This is a genomic window from Janthinobacterium sp. RA13 (genome assembly GCF_000745325.1).
In the GTDB taxonomy this organism is placed as follows: domain Bacteria; phylum Pseudomonadota; class Gammaproteobacteria; order Burkholderiales; family Burkholderiaceae_D; genus Janthinobacterium; species Janthinobacterium rivuli.
On record NZ_JQNP01000001.1, the window covers coordinates 5,143,491 to 5,165,523 of the forward strand.

The window sequence follows — 22,033 nt, forward strand, 5'->3', positions numbered from 1 at the left end:
TGTGATAAATTGGACTGCCACGTACCCCGACAGGATGACGTTCATGTTCGAGCGCAACGCGAAAAACCCCATCGACACCTTGATCGGCGCTGCCACGCGGATCGAGGGCGACTTGCTGTTTTGCGGCGGCTTGCGCATCGACGGCCATGTGCGCGGCAATGTCACGGGCGAGCCGGGCGAGCCCACGTACGTGGTGCTGGGCGAGGCGGGTCGCATCGATGGCGAAGTGCGCTGCTCGAGCCTGGTCGTCAGCGGCGAGATCAATGGTCCCGTGTATGTGTCCGAAATGCTTGAAATCCAGCCAAAAGCCCGCATTGTAGGAGAGGTCTATTACAAGGTGCTGGAAATGCACAGCGGCGCCCTGGTGCAGGGCAAGCTCAGCCGGCACGACAGCGCCGACCCCGTGCTGCACCTGGCCGTATCGGAAATGTGAGCAGGAACAACACCGTCCAGCCGCATCAGCGGCGGCCGCAGCGCGAGTTGCGCCAACAGTCTATAATGACTTAATGTTTTCTAGTAGGAGTGCCTGATATGAATGCCGTCGCTGAAATGCAAGATGTGATCCCTTCCCCTATTATCTTTACCGATAGCGCCGCTGAAAAAGTCGCGCAGCTGATCGAAGAAGAAGGCAATCCCGACCTGAAATTGCGCGTATTCGTGCAGGGCGGCGGCTGCTCCGGCTTCCAGTATGGCTTCACCTTCGATGAAATCGTCAACGAAGATGACACCACCATGGTCAAGAACGGCGTCCAGCTGTTGATCGATTCCATGAGCTACCAGTACCTGGTCGGCGCGGAAATCGACTACAAGGATGACCTGGAAGGTGCGCAGTTCGTGATCAAGAATCCTACCGCGACGTCCACCTGCGGTTGCGGTTCGTCCTTCTCCGTTTAAGTACTAAACGGGGCAAGCAAGAAAATAGCGGATCATCGATCCGCTATTTGTGTTTCTACATCGGCTCAACGCGGATACAGCGCACCCAGCACGCGTAAGCCCGCCGCTCCCGTCACTGCCGGCAAATTGCCCGGCTTGCGCTGCATAAAACGCCAGGCCAGCCACGCAAAGGCCAGCGCCTCGACCTGGCTCGGTGCCACGCCCAGCGCTTCGGTCGACTTCACCGCCATGCCCGGCAATGCAAGGGCCAGCGCCGCCATCAGGCTGGCGTTTTGCGCGCCGCCGCCACATACATAGAGCGTTTCCGCCTGCGCACCGTCGCGCAGGATGGCGTGCGCCAGGCTGGCGGCCGTCAGCTGCGTCAGGGTCGCCTGCACGTCGGCAGGCTTGGCCTGCGGATACTTGCTCAGCTTGCTATTCAGCCACTCGGCATGGAACAGGTCGCGGCCCGTGCTTTTTGGCGCCGGCAGTTCAAAATACGGATCGTTGAGCAGTTCCGCCAGCAGGGCGGGGATGACCTGGCCTGTCGCTGCCCAGGCGCCATCGGCGTCGTAAGGCTGGCCCAGGTGTTGCAAAACCCATCCATCCATCAGCGCATTGCCGGGCCCCGTGTCGTAGCCCGTCACCGTGCCGTCCGCGTGCAGCACGCTGATATTGCTGATGCCGCCGATATTGGCCAGCACGCGCGTGTGGCCTGGTACATTGAAAATGGCCTGGTGAAAAGCGGGGACCAGCGGCGCGCCCTGGCCGCCGGCCGCCACGTCGCGGCTGCGCAAGTCGGCGATGACGTCGATGCCCGTCAGTTCAGCCAGCAGGGCTGGGTTGTTCAGCTGGCGCGTAAAGCCCAGCTCGGGGCGGTGGCGGATGGTCTGGCCATGCGCGCCGATGGCGGCAACGGCGTCCGGGCCGATCCCCGCGTTGCTCAGGAGCATGGCGACGCAATCCGCGTAATGGCGCACGAGTTGATTTGCGGCCAGCGCTTCGCGTTCGATTTCATTCTGGCCGGCACTTTGCAACGCCATCAGGTCGGCGCGCAGGCTGGCGGGGAAGGGAATATACGCGTCGCCCAGGCTGCGCGTGCCGCCATCGTCGGCAAAGTCGACCAGCGCGCCGTCGACGCCATCGAGGCTGGTGCCCGACATTAAACCGATATACAGCATGGAGTGTTCCTTGAGTGCGTCAGTGATGGATACATTGTGCCGGATTTTCCTGCACACATAAAACAAAGGCACCGGCCATTTGCATGGGCGGTGCCTTTGCTTATTGCCCGAAGGCGGTGTTGCTTAGCGCGAAGCCAGTGCCGTGTCGTTCGGACGCAGCAGGGTGAAGCGGTGCATCATGTCAGCCGACACCATGCGGAAGCGGCTCAGCTCAGCGGCCGTCAATGGCGCCTGGGCTTGTACGTTCAGCTTGCTTGGGTCTTGTGCCACGCCACCAACGCGGAATTCATAGTGCAAATGGGCGCCCGTCGACCAGCCGGTGGTGCCGACGTAGCCAATCACATCGCCCTGGCTGACTTTTTGACCTTTTTTCAGGCCCGAAGCGAAGCGGCTCATGTGTGCGTAGGCGGTGGTGTAGTTGGCCCAGTGTTTCAGGACAACAACATTGCCATAGCCGTTTTGGCTGCCGACGGAATCGACCACGCCGTCGCCCGAAGCGCGGATAGGGGTGCCCGTTGCTGCAGCGAAATCGATACCCTTGTGCGCTTTCCAGTTGCCGGAAATCGGGTGCACGCGCATGGAGAAGCCGGACGAGATGCGGGAGAATTCGAGGGGGGATTTCAGGAAGGCTTTTTTGAGGGACTTGCCGTCGAAACTGTAGTAACCGCCGCCTTGCTTGCTGGCTGGGTCTTCGAACCAAACGGACTGGTAAGTCGTGCCGCGGTTGGTGAATTCACCGGCCAGGATGCGGCCCGCTCGGACGAATTCGCCATCTTGCCAGAATGTTTCGTAGACAACATTGAACGAGTCGCCGCGTTTCAGGTCGGAGCGGAAATCGATATTGGTGGAGAACATTTCCACGATTTGCGCGGAAATCGAGTCTGGCAGGCGGGTGCCGTCCAGGCTGGAGTCGGTGGCGGCGAACAGGGTGGAAGTAATCTTGCGCGCGTGCATTTCAACGCGGCGTTCCAGCTGGGCTGCCACTTCCGTGGCCACGAACTTGTCGCCCTTGCGGGTGATCAGGATGTTCTTGACCGATTTGTCCGTGCCGTCGACGAGGGTGGCGCGCATCCAGTTGAGGTCGCCGTTTTCGGACGTTTGCGCTTGCACGCGCTTGCCCGATTTCAGCAACATCACGCCGCGCGCGATCTTGTCGGTTTTGATGAAATTGGCAGCCGCCGGATCATCCACGCCGAGACGGGTCAGCAAGGTGGCGAGGGTATCGCCAGCGCGGACTTTTTCTTCGTGGGTGAAATTCTGGTCGACCTGTTCCATCGCGGAAATTTGCGAAGCGAGATCAGGCATTTCCAGGTTCTGGGCGATGGACGTGACCGGCAAGTCGGATGCGTCGGGCGCCATGGGCGACACAGCGACCGCGCCGAAGGCGGCCACGGCGAGCAGCACCGCGGAAGCACCAATAATGCGTGCCTTGCGGGTCGTCGTCAGCTGTGTGTACAAGCGTGAGCCTGTGATTTTATGTATAGGGTTCATGCAATCAGTTAAAATTTGCCCTTGAACGATTCGTGAACTAGTGCTCTTTGTTATTGTTATTTTGGTTCGTTTTCATACGGCAAGATTGATGGGATCGAGCATTATAGCAAACTCCGCAAACCTACTACCATTTTGAGATCTACAGTCAAATTTTATGGAAATCAACACCACCGCATCGCCTACAAAGGCTAACGCCGCTCAGACCGCGCTTGTGCTGTCGGACAGAGTACAAGAAGCCCTCGCGATTACCAAGCGTGGCGTCGACGAACTCTTGATCGAAAGCGAATTTGCGCAAAAATTAGCCCGCTCCGAGAAAACCGGTGTTCCACTGCGCATCAAACTGGGCCTGGACCCGACTGCACCCGACTTGCATCTGGGTCACACTGTCGTGCTGAACAAGATGCGCCAGCTGCAAAACCTCGGCCATCAAGTCATTTTCCTCATCGGCGACTTCACGTCCATGATCGGCGACCCTTCGGGCCGCAACGTCACGCGCCCGCCGTTGACCAAGGAACAGATCGAGATTAACGCGATGACGTATTTCGCGCAAGCATCTTTAGTGCTGGACGCCAGCAAGACGGAAATTCGCTATAACTCCGAGTGGTGCGATCCGCTGGGCGCGCGCGGCATCATCCAGCTCGCTTCCCACTACACGGTGGCGCGCATGATCGAGCGCGACGACTTCACCAAGCGCTTCCAGGGCGGCATTCCTATTTCCGTCCATGAATTCCTGTACCCGCTGATGCAAGGTTACGACTCGGTGGCCCTGAAATCGGACCTGGAACTGGGCGGCACGGACCAGAAGTTCAACCTGCTGGTAGGCCGCGAACTGCAAAAGCAGTATGGACAGGAGCAGCAGTGTATTTTGACCATGCCGCTGCTGGAAGGTTTGGACGGCGTGGAAAAAATGTCCAAGTCGAAGAATAACTACATCGGCATCACGGAACCGGGCAACACCATGTTCGCCAAGCTGATGAGCATTTCCGACGTCATGATGTGGCGCTACTACGAGCTGCTGTCGTGGCGCTCGATCGCCGAACTGGCGCAGCTGAAGCGCGAAGTCGAGGAAGGCCGCAATCCGCGCGATGCCAAGGTTGCGCTGGCGCAAGAGATCGTCGCCCGCTTCCACTCGCAGCAGGCGGCCGAAGATGCGCTGGCCGACTTCGTCAACCGCTCGAAGGGCGGCATCCCCGACGATATTCCGGAAGTGAGCCTGGCTGGCGCGCCGCTGGGCATCCCGCAACTGCTGAAACAGGCTGGCCTGTGCCCGTCCACGTCGGAAGCCATGCGCAAGATCGACCAGGGCGGCGTGCGCATCGATGGCACCGTCATCAGCGACAAGGGCTTGCAAGTGGCCGCCGGCCAGTTCGTGTTGCAAGTTGGCAAGCGCAGTTTCGCGCGCGTCACCTTGACGGCATGATCGCGCTGCTGCAGCGCGTGACCCAGGCGAAGGTCGATGTTACCGGCGCCACCATCGGCGCCATCGACGCCGGCCTGATGGTGCTCGTGTGCGCGGAGCGGGGCGATACGGAGAAGGAAGCGGACGCCCTGCTGGCCAAGCTGCTCGGTTACCGCGTGTTTGCCGACGAGGCGGGCAAGATGAACCGCAGCGTGACGGACGTGGCCGGCGGCCTGCTGCTGGTGCCCCAGTTCACACTGGCGGCCGACACCAAGTCCGGCACGCGCCCTTCGTTTACGCCGGCGGCCGCGCCGCAGGACGGCTTGCGCCTGTTCACGCATTTCGTGGACCAGGCGCGCAGCCGCCATGCGACCGTGCAAACGGGGCAGTTCGGCGCCGACATGCAAGTGTCGCTGACGAACGACGGTCCGGTGACCTTCTGGCTGCAAGTGAACGCAAAGCAATAACTATAAAGAGGAGCAAGCGATGAAATTGTGGAGCGAGACGTTTCGTGATGGCGGCCTGATGCCGGCCGACTATGCTTTTGCCGAGATCGATCCGGCCAGCCGCGTGCGCCTCGCCGGCAACCGCAATCCCCATCTGGCCTGGGACGAGGTGCCCAACGGCACCGAGTCTCTGGCCCTCTTTTGCATCGACCCTGATGCGCCGCAAGACGCCAGCCTGGCCAATGTTGAAGGCCAGGCCCTGTCGCTGACGGCGCTGCGCGGCGATTTTTATCATTGGAGCTTGCTCGATATTCCCCTGGCCATGCGCGCGATTGCCGCCGGAGAGTTTTCCAGTGGCATCACGCCGCGCGGCAAGGCTGCGAGTTCTGGCCTGCGCCAGGGCCTCAACGATTACACGGGCTGGTTTGCCGGCGATGCCGCCATGGCTGGCGATTATTACGGCTATGATGGCCCGTGCCCGCCGTGGAATGACGAGCGCATCCACCACTATATCTTCCGCCTGTATGCGCTCGACGTGCCACAGTTGGCCTTGCCCGAGCGTTTTACAGGGCAGCAAGCGCATGCCGCCCTGTACGGCCACATCCTCGACGAAGCCCAGCTCGTCGTCGCCTATTCGCTCAATCCCGAGTTGGCAATTACCCTGAAGAAATAAAGCATGAGCACCACGATTTTATTGATACGCCATGGCGAAACGGCCTGGAATGCGGGCCGCCGCCTGCAGGGCCATATCGACATCGCCTTGAACGAGGCTGGCCTGGCGCAAGCTTGCGCGCTGGGGCAGGCGCTGGCGGACGAACCGCTGGCCGCCATCCTCGCCAGCGATTTGCAGCGCGCGCGGCAGACGGCGCAAGCCGTGGCCGATGTGAAAGACTTGCCCGTGCAGACGGACCCCTTGCTGCGCGAGCGCTGCTACGGCGTTTTCGAAGGCTTGCTGTATGCGGACATTGCCGCGCGCTATCCGCACGAGTATGCGCAATGGCAATCGCGCCAGATCGACGCCGTGATGCCGTCGGGCGAGCGCCAGGCCGAAAGTTTCCGCCAGTTTTATGCGCGCGCGAATGGCGCCATCGCCCGCTGGGCCCGGCAGTACGACGGCCAGACGATCGCCATCGTGGCCCACGGCGGCGTGCTCGAGTGCGCCTACCGCGAGGCGGTCGGCATGACGCTCGACAGTCCGCGCGACTTCCAGGTCAAAAATGCCAGCGTCAACCGTTTTTCTTACGCGGACGGCAAGCTGCATTTGGTGCACTGGGGAAATATCGAACACCTGAGCGCGCCGGCGATGGACGAGCTGGGCTAAGCCGTATAAGCGGCCCCATCGTCACTATGACGCACTGAGCCAAAAAAAATAGTGCTTATTAATTAGGCAGGGAATCGGTTAAAATAGCAGGTTCCTCCGTCCATTCCAGGTTCCTCAGTGCAAATCGGCCCTCACATTCTGCGCAATAACGTTTTCGTCGCTCCCATGGCGGGCGTGACGGATCGGCCTTTCCGCCAGTTGTGCAAGCAGTTGGGTGCCGGCTACGCCGTGTCGGAGATGGCGGCGTCGAATCCGCGCCTGTGGGCAACGGAAAAAAGCTCGCGGCGTACGGACCACGAAGGCGAAATGGAGCCGAAAGCCGTGCAGATTGCCGGCGCCGATCCGCAAGACCTGGCGGACTGCGCCAAGTTCAACGTGGACCGGGGCGCGCAGATCATCGACATCAACATGGGTTGCCCCGTCAAAAAGGTGTGCAACAGTTGGTGCGGTTCGGCCCTGCTGCAAAACGAAAGCCTGGTGGAAAAAATCTTGCACGCCGTCGTCAACGCCGTCGACGTGCCCGTCACCCTGAAATTTCGCACGGGCTGGAACCGCGAAAACAAGAACGCCTTGAAAATCGCCCGCATCGCCGAGCAAGCCGGCATCCAGATGCTGACCCTGCACGGCCGCACGCGCGCCGATGGCTACAAGGGCGATGCCGAATATGAAACCATTGCCGCCGTGAAAGCATCGGTGGGCATTCCCGTGGTGGCCAACGGCGACATTACCAGTCCGGAAAAGGCCCGCTTTGTGCTCGATCAAACGAGCGCCGATGCCGTCATGATCGGCCGCGCGGCGCAGGGCAGGCCGTGGATTTGCCGTGAAATCGACCATTTCCTGCGCACCGGCACCTTGTTGCCGGCGCCGTACGTGGACGAAGTGCGTAGCCTGATGGATGAGCATTTGCGCGCCCATTACGCGTTTTACGGGGAATTTCTCGGCGTGCGCACGGCGCGCAAGCACATCGGCTGGTATGTGAAGGATCTGGAAGGCGGCGAAGCGTTCCGGCAGCAAATGAACTTGCTGGAGTCGACGGACGCGCAGTTGCTGGCCGTCGATCAATTTTTTGAGTCGCAATGGAAATTTGGCGAACGGTTACAATACCGCCTCTCCGAATCCAGTGAAAGTGGCCTGATCGATGTGATCAAACCGATGGCCACGGCAGCATGAGCAGATAGCAATAAGCAGGGTAGTCAGTTGTCGGCAGTACAAGGGCGAGCGCCTATACAGAGCGTCATGCAATATTAATTACAACACCGAGGCAAGAGGGCAGCACGCGGACCGCATGAGCGGCGCGGTGCCGGATGGCCAGGTGTTCAGCCGGTTGAAGCATACAAATGAGCAAAGAAAGCATTCAGGAAGTCGTACAGAAAAGTCTAGAAGATTACTTCAATGACCTGGGCGAACAGCAAGCATCGAATATCTACGACATGGTCGTGCTGACCGTGGAAAAGCCCATCCTGGAAGTCGTGATGACACGCGCCGATGGCAACCAGTCGCACGCCGCGCAGATGCTGGGCATCAACCGCAATACCCTGCGCAAGAAATTGCAGGAGCACGGTTTGCTGTAATGCCGGCATGCAAGTGACGCCAAGATTTGAATCCGCCGCAGCGGGCCCAGCCTGATAGCTGACCGCTGCGCCATTCGCCAAGAACACTTAACCACCTAGCCACAGCCATGATCAAACAAGCTCTCCTCTCCGTTTCCGACAAGACCGGCGTTCTCGAATTCGCCCGCGCCCTGTCCGCCCTCGGCGTCAACCTCCTGTCCACGGGCGGCACCGCCAAATTGCTGGCAGACAACGGTGTTCCTGTGACGGAAGTTGCCGATTACACGGGTTTCCCGGAGATGCTCGATGGCCGTGTGAAAACCCTGCACCCGAAAGTGCACGGCGGTATCCTGGCGCGCCGCGATTTCCCTGAACACATGTCGAAACTGGTCGAGCACGACATGCCGACCATCGACATGGTGGTGGTCAACCTGTACCCGTTCCAGGGCACGGTCGCCAAGGCCGATTGCACCCTGGAAGACGCGATCGAAAACATCGATATCGGCGGCCCGACCATGCTGCGTTCGGCGGCCAAGAACCACAAGGACGTGGTCGTCATCTGCGACCCGACCGACTACGACGCGGTGCTGGCGGAAATGCGCTCGGCCGACGGCAAGGCAGGCGACGTCAGCTATGACACCAAATTCATGCTGGCGAAAAAAGTCTTTGCGCACACGGCGCAATACGATGGCGCCATCACCAACTACCTGACGAGCCTGGGCCCGACGAAGGTGCACGCCGAGCGCGGTGCTTACCCGCAAATCCTCAACGTGGCCTTTGAAAAAGTGCAAGACATGCGCTACGGTGAAAACCCGCACCAGAGCGCCGCCTTCTACCGCGACCTCGTCACCACCGATGGCGCGCTGGCCAATTACCGCCAGCTGCAAGGCAAGGAATTGTCCTACAACAACATCGCCGATGCTGATGCGGCGTGGGAATGCGTGAAGAGCATGGGCGGCTTCGAGCAGAGCGCCGCTTGCGTCATCGTCAAGCACGCGAATCCATGCGGCGTCGCCCTGGGCAAGAATGCGGCCGAAGCGTATGCGCGCGCCCTGCAGACGGACCCGACCTCGGCATTCGGCGGCATCATCGCCTTCAACACGGAACTCGACGGCGCCACGGCCGGCGAAATCGCCAAGCTGTTCGTCGAAGTGCTGATCGCCCCGTCGTTCTCGGCCGAAGCGAAACAGATTCTGTCGAGCAAGCAAAACGTGCGCATGCTGGAAATCCCGCTGGGCAGCGGCGTGCACGCCATGGACTTCAAGCGCGTCGGTGGAGGTCTGCTGGTGCAATCGCCGGACGCGAAAAACGTCGGTATCGGCGACTTGCGCGTGGTCAGCAAGCTGCAGCCAACGCCGCAGCAACTGGCCGACCTGATGTTTGCCTGGAAAGTGGCGAAATTCGTCAAGTCGAACGCCATCGTCTTCTGCGGCAATAACATGACGCTGGGCGTGGGCGCAGGCCAGATGAGCCGTATCGATTCGGCCCGCATCGCCTCGATCAAGGCGCAAAACGCCGGCCTGTCGCTGACCGGTTCCGTCGTGGCGTCGGACGCCTTCTTCCCGTTCCGCGACGGCCTCGACGTCGTCGTCGACGCGGGCGCGACCTGCGTCATCCACCCGGGCGGCTCCATGCGCGACCAGGAAGTGATCGATGCGGCGGACGAGCGTGGCGTGGTGATGCTGTACACGGGTACGCGTCATTTCCGCCACTAATAATATAGAGACGGAGTAGGTCGGATTAGCGGGGCCGCAGGCCGCGCGTAATCCGACAAGCGCAGTTGGCGACGCATGTCGGATTACGCGTACCGCTAATCCGACCTACAGCTACTCTAAAAAGTACTCAGCGGCAGGCACCGGTTATTCACCGGTGCCTGCCGTATTCATTATAGAATCTGGCGATGATTATTCTTGGCATCGATCCTGGCCTGCGCACGACCGGCTTTGGGGTCATTGAAAAACACGGCAACAAGCTGCGCTATATCGCGTCGGGGACCGTCAAGACGGGTTCCGAAGGGGAATTGCCGCCGCGCCTGAAGGTCATCCTGCGGGGCGTGAGCGAAATCGTCGGCACCTACCAGCCCGATTGCGCGGCCATCGAAAAAGTGTTTGTCAACGTCAATCCCCAATCGACCTTGCTGCTGGGCCAGGCGCGTGGCGCGGCCATTTGCGCGCTGGTCAACGCTGACCTGTCGGTGGCCGAGTACACGGCGCTGCAAGTGAAACAGGCTGTCACGGGCCACGGCAAGGCGGCCAAGGAGCAGGTGCAGGACATGGTGTCGCGGCTGCTGTCCTTGCCCGGCCTGCCCGGCACGGACGCGGCCGATGCCCTGGGCGTGGCCATTTGCCATGCCAACAGCATCGATGCGCTGGCCATGCTCGGCGCGCTGGCGCCGCAACTGCAGGGCTTGCGCATGAAGCGCGGCCGTTTAGTTGGATAATCACTCTCAAATTTAACATTAGGAACACGCGATGATAGGCCGTCTCTCCGGTATTTTGCTTGAAAAGAATCCGCCACAATTGCTGGTCGATTGCCAGGGCGTCGGCTATGAAGTCGACGTGCCGATGAGCACTTTTTACAACTTGCCCCACGTGGGCGAAAAAGTCGTGCTGTTCACGCACCAGGCCATCCGCGAAGATGCGCATTTGCTGTTTGGCTTCGGCAATGCGGCCGAACGGGCCGTCTTCCGCCAGCTGATCAAGATCACGGGCGTGGGCGCGCGCATGGCGCTGTCGATTCTCTCCGGCATGACGATTGCCGATCTGGCCCAAGCCATTACCCTGCAGGATTCCGGCCGTCTGGTCAAAGTGCCCGGCATCGGCAAGAAGACGGCGGAACGGCTGTTGCTGGAATTGAAGGGCAAGATCGGTGCCGATCTTGGTCCGCTGGGCGCGCATGCGGCGCCGGACGCCCAGTCGGACATCCTCAACGCGCTCGTCGCGCTCGGTTACTCGGACAAGGAAGCGCTGGCCGCCGTGAAGAACGTGCCGGCCGGTACCGGCGTGTCGGACGGCATCAAATTGGCGCTGAAAGCGCTGTCGAAAGGCTGATAGGGCATGAGCATCCAGACCGACATCTTCACGGAACAGCGCATCATCGACGCGGCGCCCATCTCGCACAACGAGGAGGCGATCGAACGGGCCTTGCGTCCCAAGCAGCTCGATGAGTATGTCGGGCAGGAAAAGATCCGCGACCAGCTCGAGATTTTCATCACGGCCGCGCGCCAGCGCAAGGAAGCGCTCGACCACACTTTGCTGTTCGGCCCGCCGGGCCTGGGCAAGACGACCCTGGCGCACATCATCGCGCGCGAAATGGGCGTCAACTTGCGCCAGACTTCCGGCCCCGTGCTGGAACGCCCGGGCGACCTGGCGGCGATTCTGACGAACCTGGAAGCGAACGACGTCCTGTTCATCGATGAAATCCACCGGCTGTCGCCGGTCGTCGAGGAAATTTTATATCCGGCGCTTGAGGATTATCAAATCGATATCATGATCGGCGAAGGCCCGGCCGCCCGTTCCGTGAAACTCGATCTGCAACCGTTTACATTGGTGGGCGCCACCACGCGTGCCGGCATGCTGACCAATCCGCTGCGCGACCGCTTCGGCATCGTCGCGCGGCTGGAGTTTTACAACACGGGCGAATTGACGAAGATCGTCACGCGCAGCGCCGCCTTGCTGAAGGCGCCGATCGACCCGGAAGGCGCGCACGAAATCGCCCAGCGCGCCCGCGGCACACCCCGCATCGCCAACCGCCTGCTGCGCCGCGTGCGCGATTTCGCGGAAGTCAAAAGCAATGGCGAGATCACCAAGGTGGTGGCCGACCGCGCGCTGGCCATGCTTGACGTCGATTCCGCCGGCTTCGACGTGATGGACCGCAAGCTGCTCGAAGCCGTGCTGTTCAAGTTCGGCGGCGGCCCCGTCGGCATAGGGAACCTGGCGGCGGCCATCGGCGAAGCGGCCGATACCATCGAGGACGTGCTGGAACCATATCTGATACAGCAAGGCTTTTTGCAGCGCACGCCCCGTGGCCGTGTCGCCACGCCGGCCGCCTATTTGCACTTCGGCGTCAGCGCGCCGCGCATGGGCCCGGGCGGCGAAGCGTGGGAACTGTGATGGCGCAAGAAGGTATGCCGGGTATGCAAATCTGGATCGACGCGGACGCCTGTCCCGTCGTCATCAAGGAAATCCTGTACAGGGTCGCCGACCGCCTGGAGTTGCCGCTCACCCTGGTCGCCAACCAGGGCTTGCGCGTGCCGCCCTCGCGTTTCATCCGTACCGTGCAAGTGCCGTCGGGCGCCGACGTGGCCGACCAGGAAATCGTGCGGCTGTTGAATCCCGGCGACCTCGTCATCACAGGCGACATTCCGCTGGCCGCCGACGTGCTGACCAAGGGCGGTTTTGCGCTGAATCCGCGCGGCGAGTTTTACACGAAGGACAATATCGCCCAGCAACTGACGATGCGCGCCTTCATGGAAGAATTGCGCAGCGGCGGCGTCGACACGGGCGGCCCGGCCGCCTTCAGCCAGTCCGACCGTCAGCAGTTCGCCAACAGCCTGGACCGGCACCTAAGCAAGCATCACCGCAAGCCGGCGCCAGCGCCATAATCCGAGGACGAAAAAAAACCGGCCAAGCCGGTTTTTTTACGTGTGCAGCTGACTTAGCGTGGCACTTTTCTCGTACCCACCACTTCCACCGTCACGCGGCGGTTCTTGGCGCGGCCGGCGGCACTCGTGTTGTCGGCCACGGGCTGCGTTTCTCCCTTGCCTTCCGTGTAGACGCGGTTCGTTTCCACGCCTTGCGCCACCAGATAGGCCTTGACGGCTTCGGCGCGGCGCTGCGACAGTTTCTGGTTGTAGGCGTCCGGGCCGACGGCATCCGTATGGCCCACCGTGACGATGACTTCCAGGTCCATGCCCGTCAATTGACCGAGCAACTGGTCCAGCGCCGCCTTGCCTTGCGGCTTGAGCGTCGATTGATCGAAATCAAACAGCGCTTCGGAGGCAAACGACACTTTTTCCGACACGGGCGCTGGCGCCGGTGCGGCCACGATGACAGGCGCCGGCATGGCGACGACAGGGGCAACTTCGGGCGCCGGCTGGTAGGCGGGCGTGGCGCTGGCCGGGCGGCCCAGCTTGTACACGAGGCTGACGGAATACAGGTCCGCATCGCCGCGGTTGCCCACGGCGTCGTTCAGGCGATAGCGCTCGACTTCGCCGCGCAAGGCCAGTGCTTCGCTGAATTTGTATTCCAGGCCCAGGCCCAGCTTGGCGTTGAGCTTGCGCTCGCTGGCATGGGTATTGGTCGAACCCAGCAGGCGGTTGCCGCTGAACTCCGTGTTGGTCTTGGTGTAGTGCATGCCGACACGGCCCAGCAAGGACAGGCGCTGCGACAGCGGCAGCTGGCCCAGCAAGTCCAGGTTCACGCCGCGAAAGGCCGCTTGCCCGTTCAGCACGCCGTTGCCGCTGGTGGTCGACTGGAAATCGAACTTGCCCAGGTCAAAGTAGCCCGCTTCCAAGGCGACATACTGGTTCAGCTGGCGGCCGACAAACAGTTTATAGCCGGTGTCGCGCTGGTCCTTGCTGAAACCAGTGACGGTTTCGCCGTTGGCGGCCAGGCTGGCGCGCAGGCGCGGCTCGTCGATGGTGGCGCGTGACTGGCCTACGCCCGCGCCGATATACCAGGCGCTGTTGGCCCAGTCCGGGTTGATGAAAGTGTTGTCCTGCGCCTGCGCCGATTGCGCCGCCAGCAAGGCGCCGGTCATGACGCTCAGTGCGCCCAATGTGTGTGCGATAGTCATGGTCATGTCCCGGTTATTTGGTGATCTGGTTGTTGCGCAGGGTAACGGCAGCAGCCGTCAGCACGCGGCCATTGAGCAGGGTCGTGTTGTCGCCCACCGTGATGGCAGCCGACTGGCCCAGGATATTGCCCTTGAAGACGCTATTCGCGGCCAGGGTGGTCGGGCCGACTGGCAGCCAGCTGACGTTGTCGGCCGTGGCGCCATTGTTCAGGGCCACCACCGAGTTGACGGTCGAGTTCAAGGTCAGCGCCGTGCGGAAGATGTACACGCCAGGACCGTTCAGTGTCAGGGTGCCCGTGATGCTGATGGCGCCCGCATAACAATACACGCCGGGGCCGAAGGTCTGGCCACCGAGGTCGATGCCGCCGGCAAAGCTGACGTCGCAGCTGCGGCTGTTGCCGTCCGTGATGGCCGCTTGCAGGTCCGTCATGGCGCCGGCCAGGATGGCGCCCGACTTGTAGTTGGTAAAGCCTGCCGCCTGGGTCGGATCGACCGTTTGCGACGGTGAGCCGACGTCGCCCGTGACCAGGGTCGTGCCGCCCGAATTATTCGTGATCGAGGTGCCGGCCAGCACGCCGAATGGTGCCGCGCGGCCCAGGATGATCGGGTTCAGGACGGGTGGGATGGCGACGGCCGTGACGGTCAGCAGCGCGCTGCCCGACTGGCCGCCGGCCGTGGCCGTGATGCTGCTGGTGCCGGCGGCGATGCCGGTGGCGACGCCCGTGTTCAGTACCGTGGCGTTGGCGGCGGTGCCCGACGTCCAGGCGGCGCCGTTGGTGATGATGGCGTTCGAGCTGTCCGAATACGTTGCCGTGGCAACGAATTGCTGCTGGGTACCGACGGCGATGCTGGCGGTGGCTGGCGTGACGGCGATGCTGACCAGGGTAATGGCGGGCACGGTGACGGTGGTGCTGGCCGTCTTGCCGTTGAAGCTGGCGTTCATGACGCTGCTACCAAAGGCAACGCCGGTGACGAGGCCGCCGCTGGCGACGGTGGCCGCGGCTGGCGTGGCGGACACGAAGCTGCTGCCGGACGTGACGTCAGCGCTGCTGCCATCCGAATACGTGGCAAGGACGGCCAGCTGGCGCGTCGCGGCGACGGGGATGATCGGGTTTTGCGGCGTGACGGCGATCGACAGCAAGGTGGCTGGCGTGACCGTCAACTGGGCTGCCGCGCTCTTGTCGCCAAACGTGGCGCTGATGCCGCTGCTGCCGGCGGCGATGCCGGTGCTCAAGCCTGTGGCGGCATTGACGGTCGCGCTGGCCGGCGTGGCCGACGTCCAGGCCGACTTGGCGCTGACGTCTTGCGAGGAGCCGTCGCTATACGTGGCGATGGCCGTGAATTGCTGGCCCGCGCCGATGGCGACCGAGGCCGTGGCTGGCGTGACGACGAGGCTGGACAGGGTAGCGCCCGGCAAGCCGAGGATGGGATCGCGCCCCTGGTCACCGCCGCCGCAGCCGGCAAGGGCGGCCATGGCCAGCAAGCCTGCCGAGACGAGCAGCGGGGTCATGTATCGCTTGAAGATGTTCATGTGTTTCCTTTGTGCATGGGCAAATATTTGCCGGGCATCCGCCGATGGGGTCATCCGCAGAGCCATGCCGCCCTTCGCTAAAGGGCGATGGCGTCACAGGCATGCACTATTTCATTTAGGAAACTTCAAGTATGTTCGGTGGCGCGCATAGCTTGTCTTTGGCTGTGAATGGGTTCGAAAGGACACGATTCGGCCTGAAAAACAACGCCAGTGTGCGGAAGACAGGCGCAAAAAAGCCGGCGCATGGCCGGCTTTGACAGGGCGGGGTGGTCGCTTACTCTTCGCGCACCCACGTCTGCGAGCGGCCAAACATCGGCACGCCGACATAGCCGCGCACTTGCAGCTTGGTGCCGCCTTCAATCAATTCGGCCTTGCTCTTGTAGACCTTGCCGGTGGCCGGGTCCGTGATTTCGCCGCCCGTCCATTCCTTGCCGTCATATTTCAGACCGGACAGGATCACCAGGCCGATGATGGGCTGGTCCTTGTTGGCGCCCGCGCACTTGTCGCACTTGGGATTTTGATCTTCATTCGGGGCACGGAACAGTTTTTCGATCTTGCCTTGCAAGACGCCATTGTTTTCCGTGATGACGACGAGGGATTTTGGCTTGCCGCTGGCGTCGTCGATGGTTTTCCACGTGCCCACGGGGGTATAGTTGCCATCGCGCGCGGTGGCGCTGCCGGCGATGGCCAGGGCGGCCACCAGTACACTTGCTTTGAATACTTTATGCATCGCTAGTCTCCATTGGTTTTTTGATCGTGTCACGAACAGTTATATACCAAGGCAAGACCAAGAGTGCTGCGCGGCGTCACTGGGACGGCCGCGCAATCCTTCCAAACTTGCCTTATGCGCTGGCTAGTTTAGCAAACTGTTCGCGCAGTTTTTCAATTGTCGCCGAAAAACTGAGCAAACGCTCGTTTTCTTGCGCAACAATGGCGGCCGGCGCGCGCGCGACAAAGCTTTCATTGCCCAATTTGCTGTTGACTTTGGCAATTTCCGCTTCGATGCGGGCGATTTCCTTGCCCAGGCGCTCACGTTCGGCAGCCACGTCGATTTCCACTTTCAGCATCAGCTTGGTGGTGCCGACGATGGCGACGGCTGCTGGCGAGTCCGGCAACGCATCGACGATCTGCACTTCCGCCAGCTTGCCCAGCGACTGGATGTACGGTGCGTACGACGCCAGCGCGGCCTTTTCAGTGGCATTGCCCGCTTCGACGATCAGCGGCACGCGCACGGAAGGCGAGATCTGCATTTCGCCGCGCAGGTTGCGCGTCGCGTCCGTCAAGGCTTTCAGTTGCTGCATCCAAGCTTCCGCGCTTTCATCGATCTTGTCGGTGTTGGCGATCGGATACGGTTGCATCATGATGGAATCACCCTCAGCTTTGAGCGTTTTGCCAGCCAAAGGCGCCACCGTCTGCCACAGGGCTTCCGTGACGAACGGAATGATCGGATGGGCCAGGCGCAGCACCACTTCCAGCACGCGCAGCAAGGTGTGGCGGGTGGCGCGCTGCTGGCCTTCCGTACCTTGCTGTACTTGCACCTTGGCTACTTCCAGGTACCAGTCGCAATACTCGTCCCAGACGAATTTGTAGATCGATGCGGCGATATTGTCGAAACGGAAGTCTTCAAAGCCCTTGGCCACGTCCAGTTCCGCCTTTTGCAGCAGGGAAATAATCCACTTGTCCGCCTGCGACAGGTCGGCGTCATTCGGCGTGCAGTCTTTGCCTTCCGTATTCATCATGACGAAACGGGTGGCGTTCCACATCTTGTTGCAGAAGTTGCGGTAGCCTTCGCAGCGGCCCAGGTCGAAATTGATGTTGCGGCCCAGCGAGGCATAGCTGGCCATGGTGAAGCGCACGGCGTCCGTGCCGTAGGCCGAAATGCCTTCCGGGAATTCCTTGCGCGTCGCCTTGGTGATCTTTTCCGCGTCGCGTGGGTTCATCAGGCCCGTGGTACGCTTGACGATCAAGCCTTCCAGGTCGATGCCGTCGATCAGGTCGATCGGGTCCAGGGTGTTGCCCTTCGACTTGGACATTTTCTGTCCCGTCGAATCGCGCACCAGGCCGTGCACGTAGACGGTTTCAAACGGTACCTTGCCCGTGAAATGCGCCGTCATCATGACCATGCGCGCGACCCAGAAGAAGATGATGTCGAAACCCGTCACCAGCACGGACGATGGCAGGAACGCCTTCATGTCCGGCGTTTCTTCAGGCCAACCCATGGTCGAGAACGGCACCAGGGCCGACGAGAACCACGTGTCGAGCACGTCGTCGTCGCGCTTCAACGGACCGGTGCTGCCGGCCGCCTGCGCCTTGGCTTGTGCCTCGGCTTCCGTCTTGGCAACGAAGATATTGCCGGCGTCGTCGTACCACGCCGGGATTTGATGGCCCCACCACAGCTGGCGCGAGATGCACCAGTCCTGGATGTTGTTGAGCCATTGGTTGTAGGTAGTGCTCCAGTTTTCCGGCACGAACTTGATTTCGCCGTTGGCGACCTTGTCCAGCGCCGTTTCGGCGATCGATTTGCCTGGGAAGAACGTGCCTTCCGGGGCCGGTTTGCTCATGGCGACAAACCACTGGTCCGTCAGCATCGGCTCGATGACGACACCCGTGCGGTCGCCGCGCGGCACCATCAGCTTGTGCGGTTTGACCTGTTCCAGCAAGCCTTGCGCGTCGAGGTCGGCGACGATCTGCTTGCGCGCGGCAAAGCGGTCCATGCCGCGGTAGGCTTCCGGCGCGTCGTCGGTGATCTTCGCGTCCAGCGTCAGGATGACGATCTGCGCCAGTTTGTGGCGCTGGCCCACGGCGTAATCGTTCATGTCGTGCGCGGGGGTAATCTTCACGCAGCCCGTGCCGAATTCCTTGTCGACGTATTCGTCGGCGATGATGGGGATTTCGCGGTCGGTCAGCGGGAGTTTCAGCATCTTGCCCACCAGCGGCAGGTAGCGCTCGTCCGTCGGATCGACGGCCACGGCCACGTCGCCCAGCATGGTTTCAGGACGCGTGGTGGCCACCGTCAGGAAACCACTGCCGTCGGCCAGCGGGTACTTGATGTACCACATGGAACCGTCTTCTTCTTCGGACACCACTTCCAGGTCGGACACGGCCGTGCCCAGCACGGGGTCCCAGTTCACCAGGCGCTTGCCGCGGTAGATCAGGCCTTGCTCGAACAGGCGCACGAAGACGTCGGTGACGACTTTCGAGCGCGGCTCGTCCATCGTGAAGTATTCGCGCTGCCAGTCGGCCGAGGCGCCCAGGCGGCGCATCTGGCCGGTGATGATGGAGCCGGATTTTTCTTTCCATTCCCACACTTTTTCCACGAATTTCTCGCGGCCCAGGTCATGGCGCGAAATCTTTTGCGCGTCCAGCTGGCGTTGCACGACGATTTGCGTGGCGATGCCCGCGTGGTCGGTGCCGGGTATCCAGGCCGTGTTGTGGCCCAGCATGCGGTGGTAGCGGGTCAGGCCATCCATGATGGTCTGGTTGAACGCATGGCCCATGTGCAGGGTGCCGGTGACGTTCGGCGGCGGCAACTGGATGCTGAAGGAAGGTTTTCCGGCATCGAGGGTGGCGGTGAAGTAACCGCGCTGTTCCCACTCGGTGCGCCAGAATTGTTCAATGTCGGCGGGCTCGAAAGACTTGGCTAATTCCATGATTTGGCGTGTGATTGGCAAAAGGAACCATTATAAGGGGTGCATAAAGCATGCGCAGCAAATAGCGGGCCTGGATGGCCCGAAAAGCCGCGCACGATTGCGCAATATTGCTGCATTGTATTTTTTCTAAGCTATCATCTTTGCAACATTATTTGAAAGCTTAGGTAATCATGAAAAAATTGTGGCAATTGGCCGTGCTCGGCGCTGGATGGGCTGCCGGTGGCGCGTGCGCCGGCGTTCCGGAGGGGATGGCTGCTCTGCAGGATGGGCGCTGCAGCAAGGCTGTGGCGCAATTGCGCGGACCGGCGCAAGGTGGCAATGTCGAGGCGCAAAAAGTCCTCGCCGATATCTACATGGGCGAGAAAGGATGCCGGGACGTGGAGCGCAGCGAGGTCGAAGCGGAGCGCTGGTATCTGCTGGCGGCCAAGGGCGGCGATCGCGCCGCGCAGGAGGCGCTGGTTTTCATGTATGCATACGCGCCGGGCCGCATGCTCAATCCATCGCGCGCGCGGCCCTGGTTGGGCGTCATGGCCGCGCAGGGTGAGGGCAAGCCGCTGCAGGACCTGGCACAAATGTATGAGCGGGGCGAAGGCGGGCCGGTCGACCGGGTGCTGTCGTATGCGCTCAACCTGCTGGCGCTGCAAGACAAGGAGTGGAGCGGTGCGGCCGCGATGGAGAAGTCCCTGCCGGCGCGCCGTGGCAGGATGTCGCCGGACCAGGTCGACGAGGCCGTGCGCCTGGCCGGCCTTTGGCAGCGCGGCGCGCCTCTGCCGACGACGTCGCAGACGGGACAGCGTTCGCCGCAGGATTGGTACCGCCGCGCCGCCGAAGGGGGCGACATGGAAGCCGCTTACCAGCTGGGTTTGCTGTGCTGGAAAGGCACGGGCGGCCTGGATGAGAAGCAGGCCGCCCGCTGGCTGCGCAAGGCTGCCGAAAGCGGCATTGTCAAGGCCCAGCTGCAGCTGGCCGTGCTGTATGGCGAGGAGGCGGGCGTGCCGCAGGACTATGTGCTCGCATCCATGCTGAGCCAGTTGGCGGCGGCGGGCGGCGCGACGGGCGCCGGCGACGCCGTGGCCCGCTGGACAAAGAAACTGAATGCGGCGCAACAGGCCGAGGCGCAGCAGCTGGCGCGGGCATGGAAAGTGGGCATGCCGTTGCCGCAGGTTTCGGTGCATGGCATGGAACGCTTGATCAATTATGTGCGCGAGGCACGCAACAAGCTGCCGCCGACGCCAGAGGTGACGGCGCTGTTCAAGGCTGCCAAAGAGGGCGACGAAGCTGCCTTTGGCAAGCTGCTGGCCGGCGTCGCCGAGCCGGGCGCCTATGCGCTCGACAGGAGTCCCTTGCTGAACTATTTGATTTCGCCTCCATCGAGCATGTACAAAGCCGAAGCGGCATGGCTGAATGCGCAAACCCGGCAGGACGACGATCAGCAGCGACTGGCGCAGGCGCCGCTGCAGGCGCGCCGCCAGGCGCTGCGTGAGCAGTACGCCGCGCTGTTGCCCGCCAAGCTGCGCATGATGACGCTGCTGTTGCAACGCGGCGTGCCGCTCGGCGAAGGCGATACGCTTTACCACGCCGCACCGCTGCATCTGGCTGCCCTGTACGGCAATGCCGCAATGGTGCGCCTGTTGCTGGCGCATGGCGCCGATGTGCGGCAATACGGCGGCGAAAACCACACGCAGGCGCCGCTGGAATACGCCTTGCAGCAGGAGGATGCGGACATCTTGCCGGAATTGATCGACGCGAAAGAACGTACGGCCAGCATGATCGCCATGCTCGACGCAGGCGCGGGCCGGCCCTATTTGCTGGTAGACCAATACCTGGCAGAGAAAAAGGCCAAGAAAGGCGGGGCTGCGCAGCCAGCGGAACGGCCGCTGGCCGATTCTTTGCTATGGGGGCCCTTGCTGCGCCTGACGCGCGGCACCGAAGTGCTCGATAAAATGCTGGCCACCGGCACCACGCCAAATACTGATGAGCAGGAAAAGTCGCTGTACGCCTATGCCGCCGAAGCGGGCAACGCCGGCGCGCTGGACTGGCTCAAGCAGCGCGTGCCCCGGCATGACGCGAAGGGAAATGACCGCTGGCTCGACGCTGCGATGCGCGCCATGTACAACTACCAGCCGACGTCCGAGGACGTGCTGCGCCAACTGGTGGTGCCCGGCATGCCATGGCAGCAAGTCGGACCCGCCGCCGAAGTTTCTTACAAGGGACAGCAGGCGGCGCTCGATTCGCGGCGTCTGGAAAAGGAGACGCTGCTGTGGCATGCGGTGCGCAGCCAGCGGCACGACTGGGTCGCCCGCCTGGCCGCGATGGGCGCGCCCATCGCCACCGGCGGTTATCTGCCGCCCTTGCTGGCGGCCGTCGAAAATAGCGACGCGGCGATGGTCAAGCTGCTGCTGAGTCTGGGCGCCGATCCGCTGGGCGGGGAATTTCCCGTATTGAAGATGGCGCAGCAACGGGCGTCGACGCCGGAAAGTAAGGCGGTGCTGAGCTTGCTGAAGGCGGCCGCCGCGGCGCGCAAGCCTGCGGCCGCCGCACCGTTGCCGCAATAGCGTTTGCCTGGTCGGCATGCGTCATCTTGCCCGGCGACAACGCCGGGTTTTAGCGGCCTGGCGAGTCGTTTTCCTGCAACAGAACGGGGATCAAGGCGCTGCCGATGCTATAATTCCGGCCCCGGCGCCTCCTGCCCCATCCTTGCGGACGGCGCCAGCAGACGCGGTTGTATTTAAGTTTCATATCCAGCACTCGTCCGCGTCTCAAGGCCAGCGCATCCGCGATGCCAGCCACTTTCA

At 62.0% G+C, this 22,033-nt stretch carries 20 protein-coding genes; 14 read left to right on the forward strand and 6 right to left on the reverse strand.

What is annotated here, in order from left to right; all coding sequences use genetic code 11:
- Positions 1-43: 43 nt before the first annotated feature.
- Both FG13_RS22770 and erpA read left to right on the forward strand, forming a co-directional pair.
- Positions 44-433: a bactofilin family protein gene (locus FG13_RS22770; RefSeq protein ID WP_035828615.1), complete on the forward strand. Its 390-nt coding sequence runs from the start codon at positions 44-46 to the stop codon at positions 431-433.
- A 98-nt stretch (positions 434-531) separates the two neighbouring features.
- Complete coding sequence (gene erpA, locus FG13_RS22775; RefSeq protein WP_029496047.1) at positions 532-894, forward strand: iron-sulfur cluster insertion protein ErpA; 363 nt, start codon at positions 532-534, stop codon at positions 892-894.
- A 65-nt stretch (positions 895-959) separates the two neighbouring features.
- Here the strand turns inward: erpA and FG13_RS22780 are convergent, their stop codons facing one another.
- Entirely contained in the window at positions 960-2,054 is a 1,095-nt protein-coding gene (locus tag FG13_RS22780) for an anhydro-N-acetylmuramic acid kinase (protein WP_035824574.1), read from the reverse strand.
- A gap of 123 nt (positions 2,055-2,177) precedes the next feature.
- On the reverse strand, positions 2,178-3,545 hold the full coding sequence (locus FG13_RS22785) for a M23 family metallopeptidase (RefSeq protein WP_035824576.1): 1,368 nt from the start codon (positions 3,543-3,545) through the stop codon (positions 2,178-2,180).
- 154 nt (positions 3,546-3,699) lie between these two features.
- Here FG13_RS22785 and tyrS point away from each other — a divergent pair, with 154 nt between their 5' ends.
- From tyrS to FG13_RS22840, 11 genes are all read left to right on the forward strand, one after another.
- Entirely contained in the window at positions 3,700-4,965 is a 1,266-nt protein-coding gene (tyrS, locus tag FG13_RS22790; protein ID WP_035824578.1) for a tyrosine--tRNA ligase, read from the forward strand.
- Positions 4,962-5,411, forward strand: a complete 450-nt coding sequence (gene dtd / locus FG13_RS22795) for a D-aminoacyl-tRNA deacylase (RefSeq protein WP_035824580.1) — start codon at positions 4,962-4,964, stop codon at positions 5,409-5,411. The genes tyrS and dtd overlap by 4 nt, the downstream gene beginning before the upstream one ends.
- A 19-nt stretch (positions 5,412-5,430) precedes the next feature.
- Positions 5,431-6,063, forward strand: a complete 633-nt coding sequence (locus tag FG13_RS22800) for a YbhB/YbcL family Raf kinase inhibitor-like protein (RefSeq protein WP_035824583.1) — start codon at positions 5,431-5,433, stop codon at positions 6,061-6,063.
- 3 nt (positions 6,064-6,066) lie between these two features.
- Entirely contained in the window at positions 6,067-6,711 is a 645-nt protein-coding gene (locus FG13_RS22805) for a histidine phosphatase family protein (protein WP_035824585.1), read from the forward strand.
- A gap of 117 nt (positions 6,712-6,828) precedes the next feature.
- Positions 6,829-7,881 (forward strand): tRNA dihydrouridine synthase DusB, encoded by a 1,053-nt coding sequence (gene dusB / locus FG13_RS22810; protein ID WP_081922684.1) that lies wholly within the window; start codon positions 6,829-6,831, stop codon positions 7,879-7,881.
- A 167-nt stretch (positions 7,882-8,048) separates the two neighbouring features.
- Positions 8,049-8,282: a helix-turn-helix domain-containing protein gene (locus FG13_RS22815; protein WP_008445162.1), complete on the forward strand. Its 234-nt coding sequence runs from the start codon at positions 8,049-8,051 to the stop codon at positions 8,280-8,282.
- Between the two features lie 107 nt (positions 8,283-8,389).
- Positions 8,390-9,976, forward strand: coding sequence for a bifunctional phosphoribosylaminoimidazolecarboxamide formyltransferase/IMP cyclohydrolase (purH, locus tag FG13_RS22820; RefSeq protein ID WP_035824592.1), 1,587 nt, complete (start codon positions 8,390-8,392; stop codon positions 9,974-9,976).
- A 185-nt stretch (positions 9,977-10,161) separates the two neighbouring features.
- On the forward strand, positions 10,162-10,701 hold the full coding sequence (gene ruvC, locus FG13_RS22825; RefSeq protein WP_035824595.1) for a crossover junction endodeoxyribonuclease RuvC: 540 nt from the start codon (positions 10,162-10,164) through the stop codon (positions 10,699-10,701).
- A gap of 31 nt (positions 10,702-10,732) precedes the next feature.
- Complete coding sequence (gene ruvA, locus FG13_RS22830) at positions 10,733-11,311, forward strand: Holliday junction branch migration protein RuvA (RefSeq protein ID WP_035824598.1); 579 nt, start codon at positions 10,733-10,735, stop codon at positions 11,309-11,311.
- Between the two features lie 6 nt (positions 11,312-11,317).
- Entirely contained in the window at positions 11,318-12,373 is a 1,056-nt protein-coding gene (gene ruvB / locus FG13_RS22835) for a Holliday junction branch migration DNA helicase RuvB (protein WP_035824600.1), read from the forward strand.
- Positions 12,374-12,396: 23 nt separating this feature from the next.
- Positions 12,397-12,864 carry a YaiI/YqxD family protein gene (locus tag FG13_RS22840; protein WP_035828617.1) on the forward strand — a complete coding sequence of 156 codons (468 nt, stop codon included), beginning with the start codon at positions 12,397-12,399 and terminating at the stop codon, positions 12,862-12,864.
- 53 nt (positions 12,865-12,917) lie between these two features.
- Here FG13_RS22840 and FG13_RS22845 read toward each other — a convergent pair whose 3' ends face one another.
- The 4 genes from FG13_RS22845 to FG13_RS22860 form a co-directional block, all read right to left on the reverse strand.
- On the reverse strand, positions 12,918-14,057 hold the full coding sequence (locus FG13_RS22845) for an OmpA family protein (protein ID WP_035828619.1): 1,140 nt from the start codon (positions 14,055-14,057) through the stop codon (positions 12,918-12,920).
- 13 nt (positions 14,058-14,070) lie between these two features.
- Entirely contained in the window at positions 14,071-15,588 is a 1,518-nt protein-coding gene (locus FG13_RS22850) for an ice-binding family protein (RefSeq protein WP_035824602.1), read from the reverse strand.
- A gap of 274 nt (positions 15,589-15,862) precedes the next feature.
- Complete coding sequence (locus tag FG13_RS22855) at positions 15,863-16,318, reverse strand: DUF2147 domain-containing protein (RefSeq protein WP_035824603.1); 456 nt, start codon at positions 16,316-16,318, stop codon at positions 15,863-15,865.
- Between the two features lie 112 nt (positions 16,319-16,430).
- The gene (locus FG13_RS22860; protein WP_035824605.1) at positions 16,431-19,238 is read right to left on the reverse strand and encodes a valine--tRNA ligase; all 2,808 of its coding nucleotides are present in this window, start codon (positions 19,236-19,238) and stop codon (positions 16,431-16,433) included.
- Between the two features lie 248 nt (positions 19,239-19,486).
- Here FG13_RS22860 and FG13_RS22865 point away from each other — a divergent pair, with 248 nt between their 5' ends.
- Positions 19,487-21,793, forward strand: coding sequence for an ankyrin repeat domain-containing protein (locus tag FG13_RS22865; protein WP_161784207.1), 2,307 nt, complete (start codon positions 19,487-19,489; stop codon positions 21,791-21,793).
- Positions 21,794-22,033: the final 240 nt, after the last annotated feature.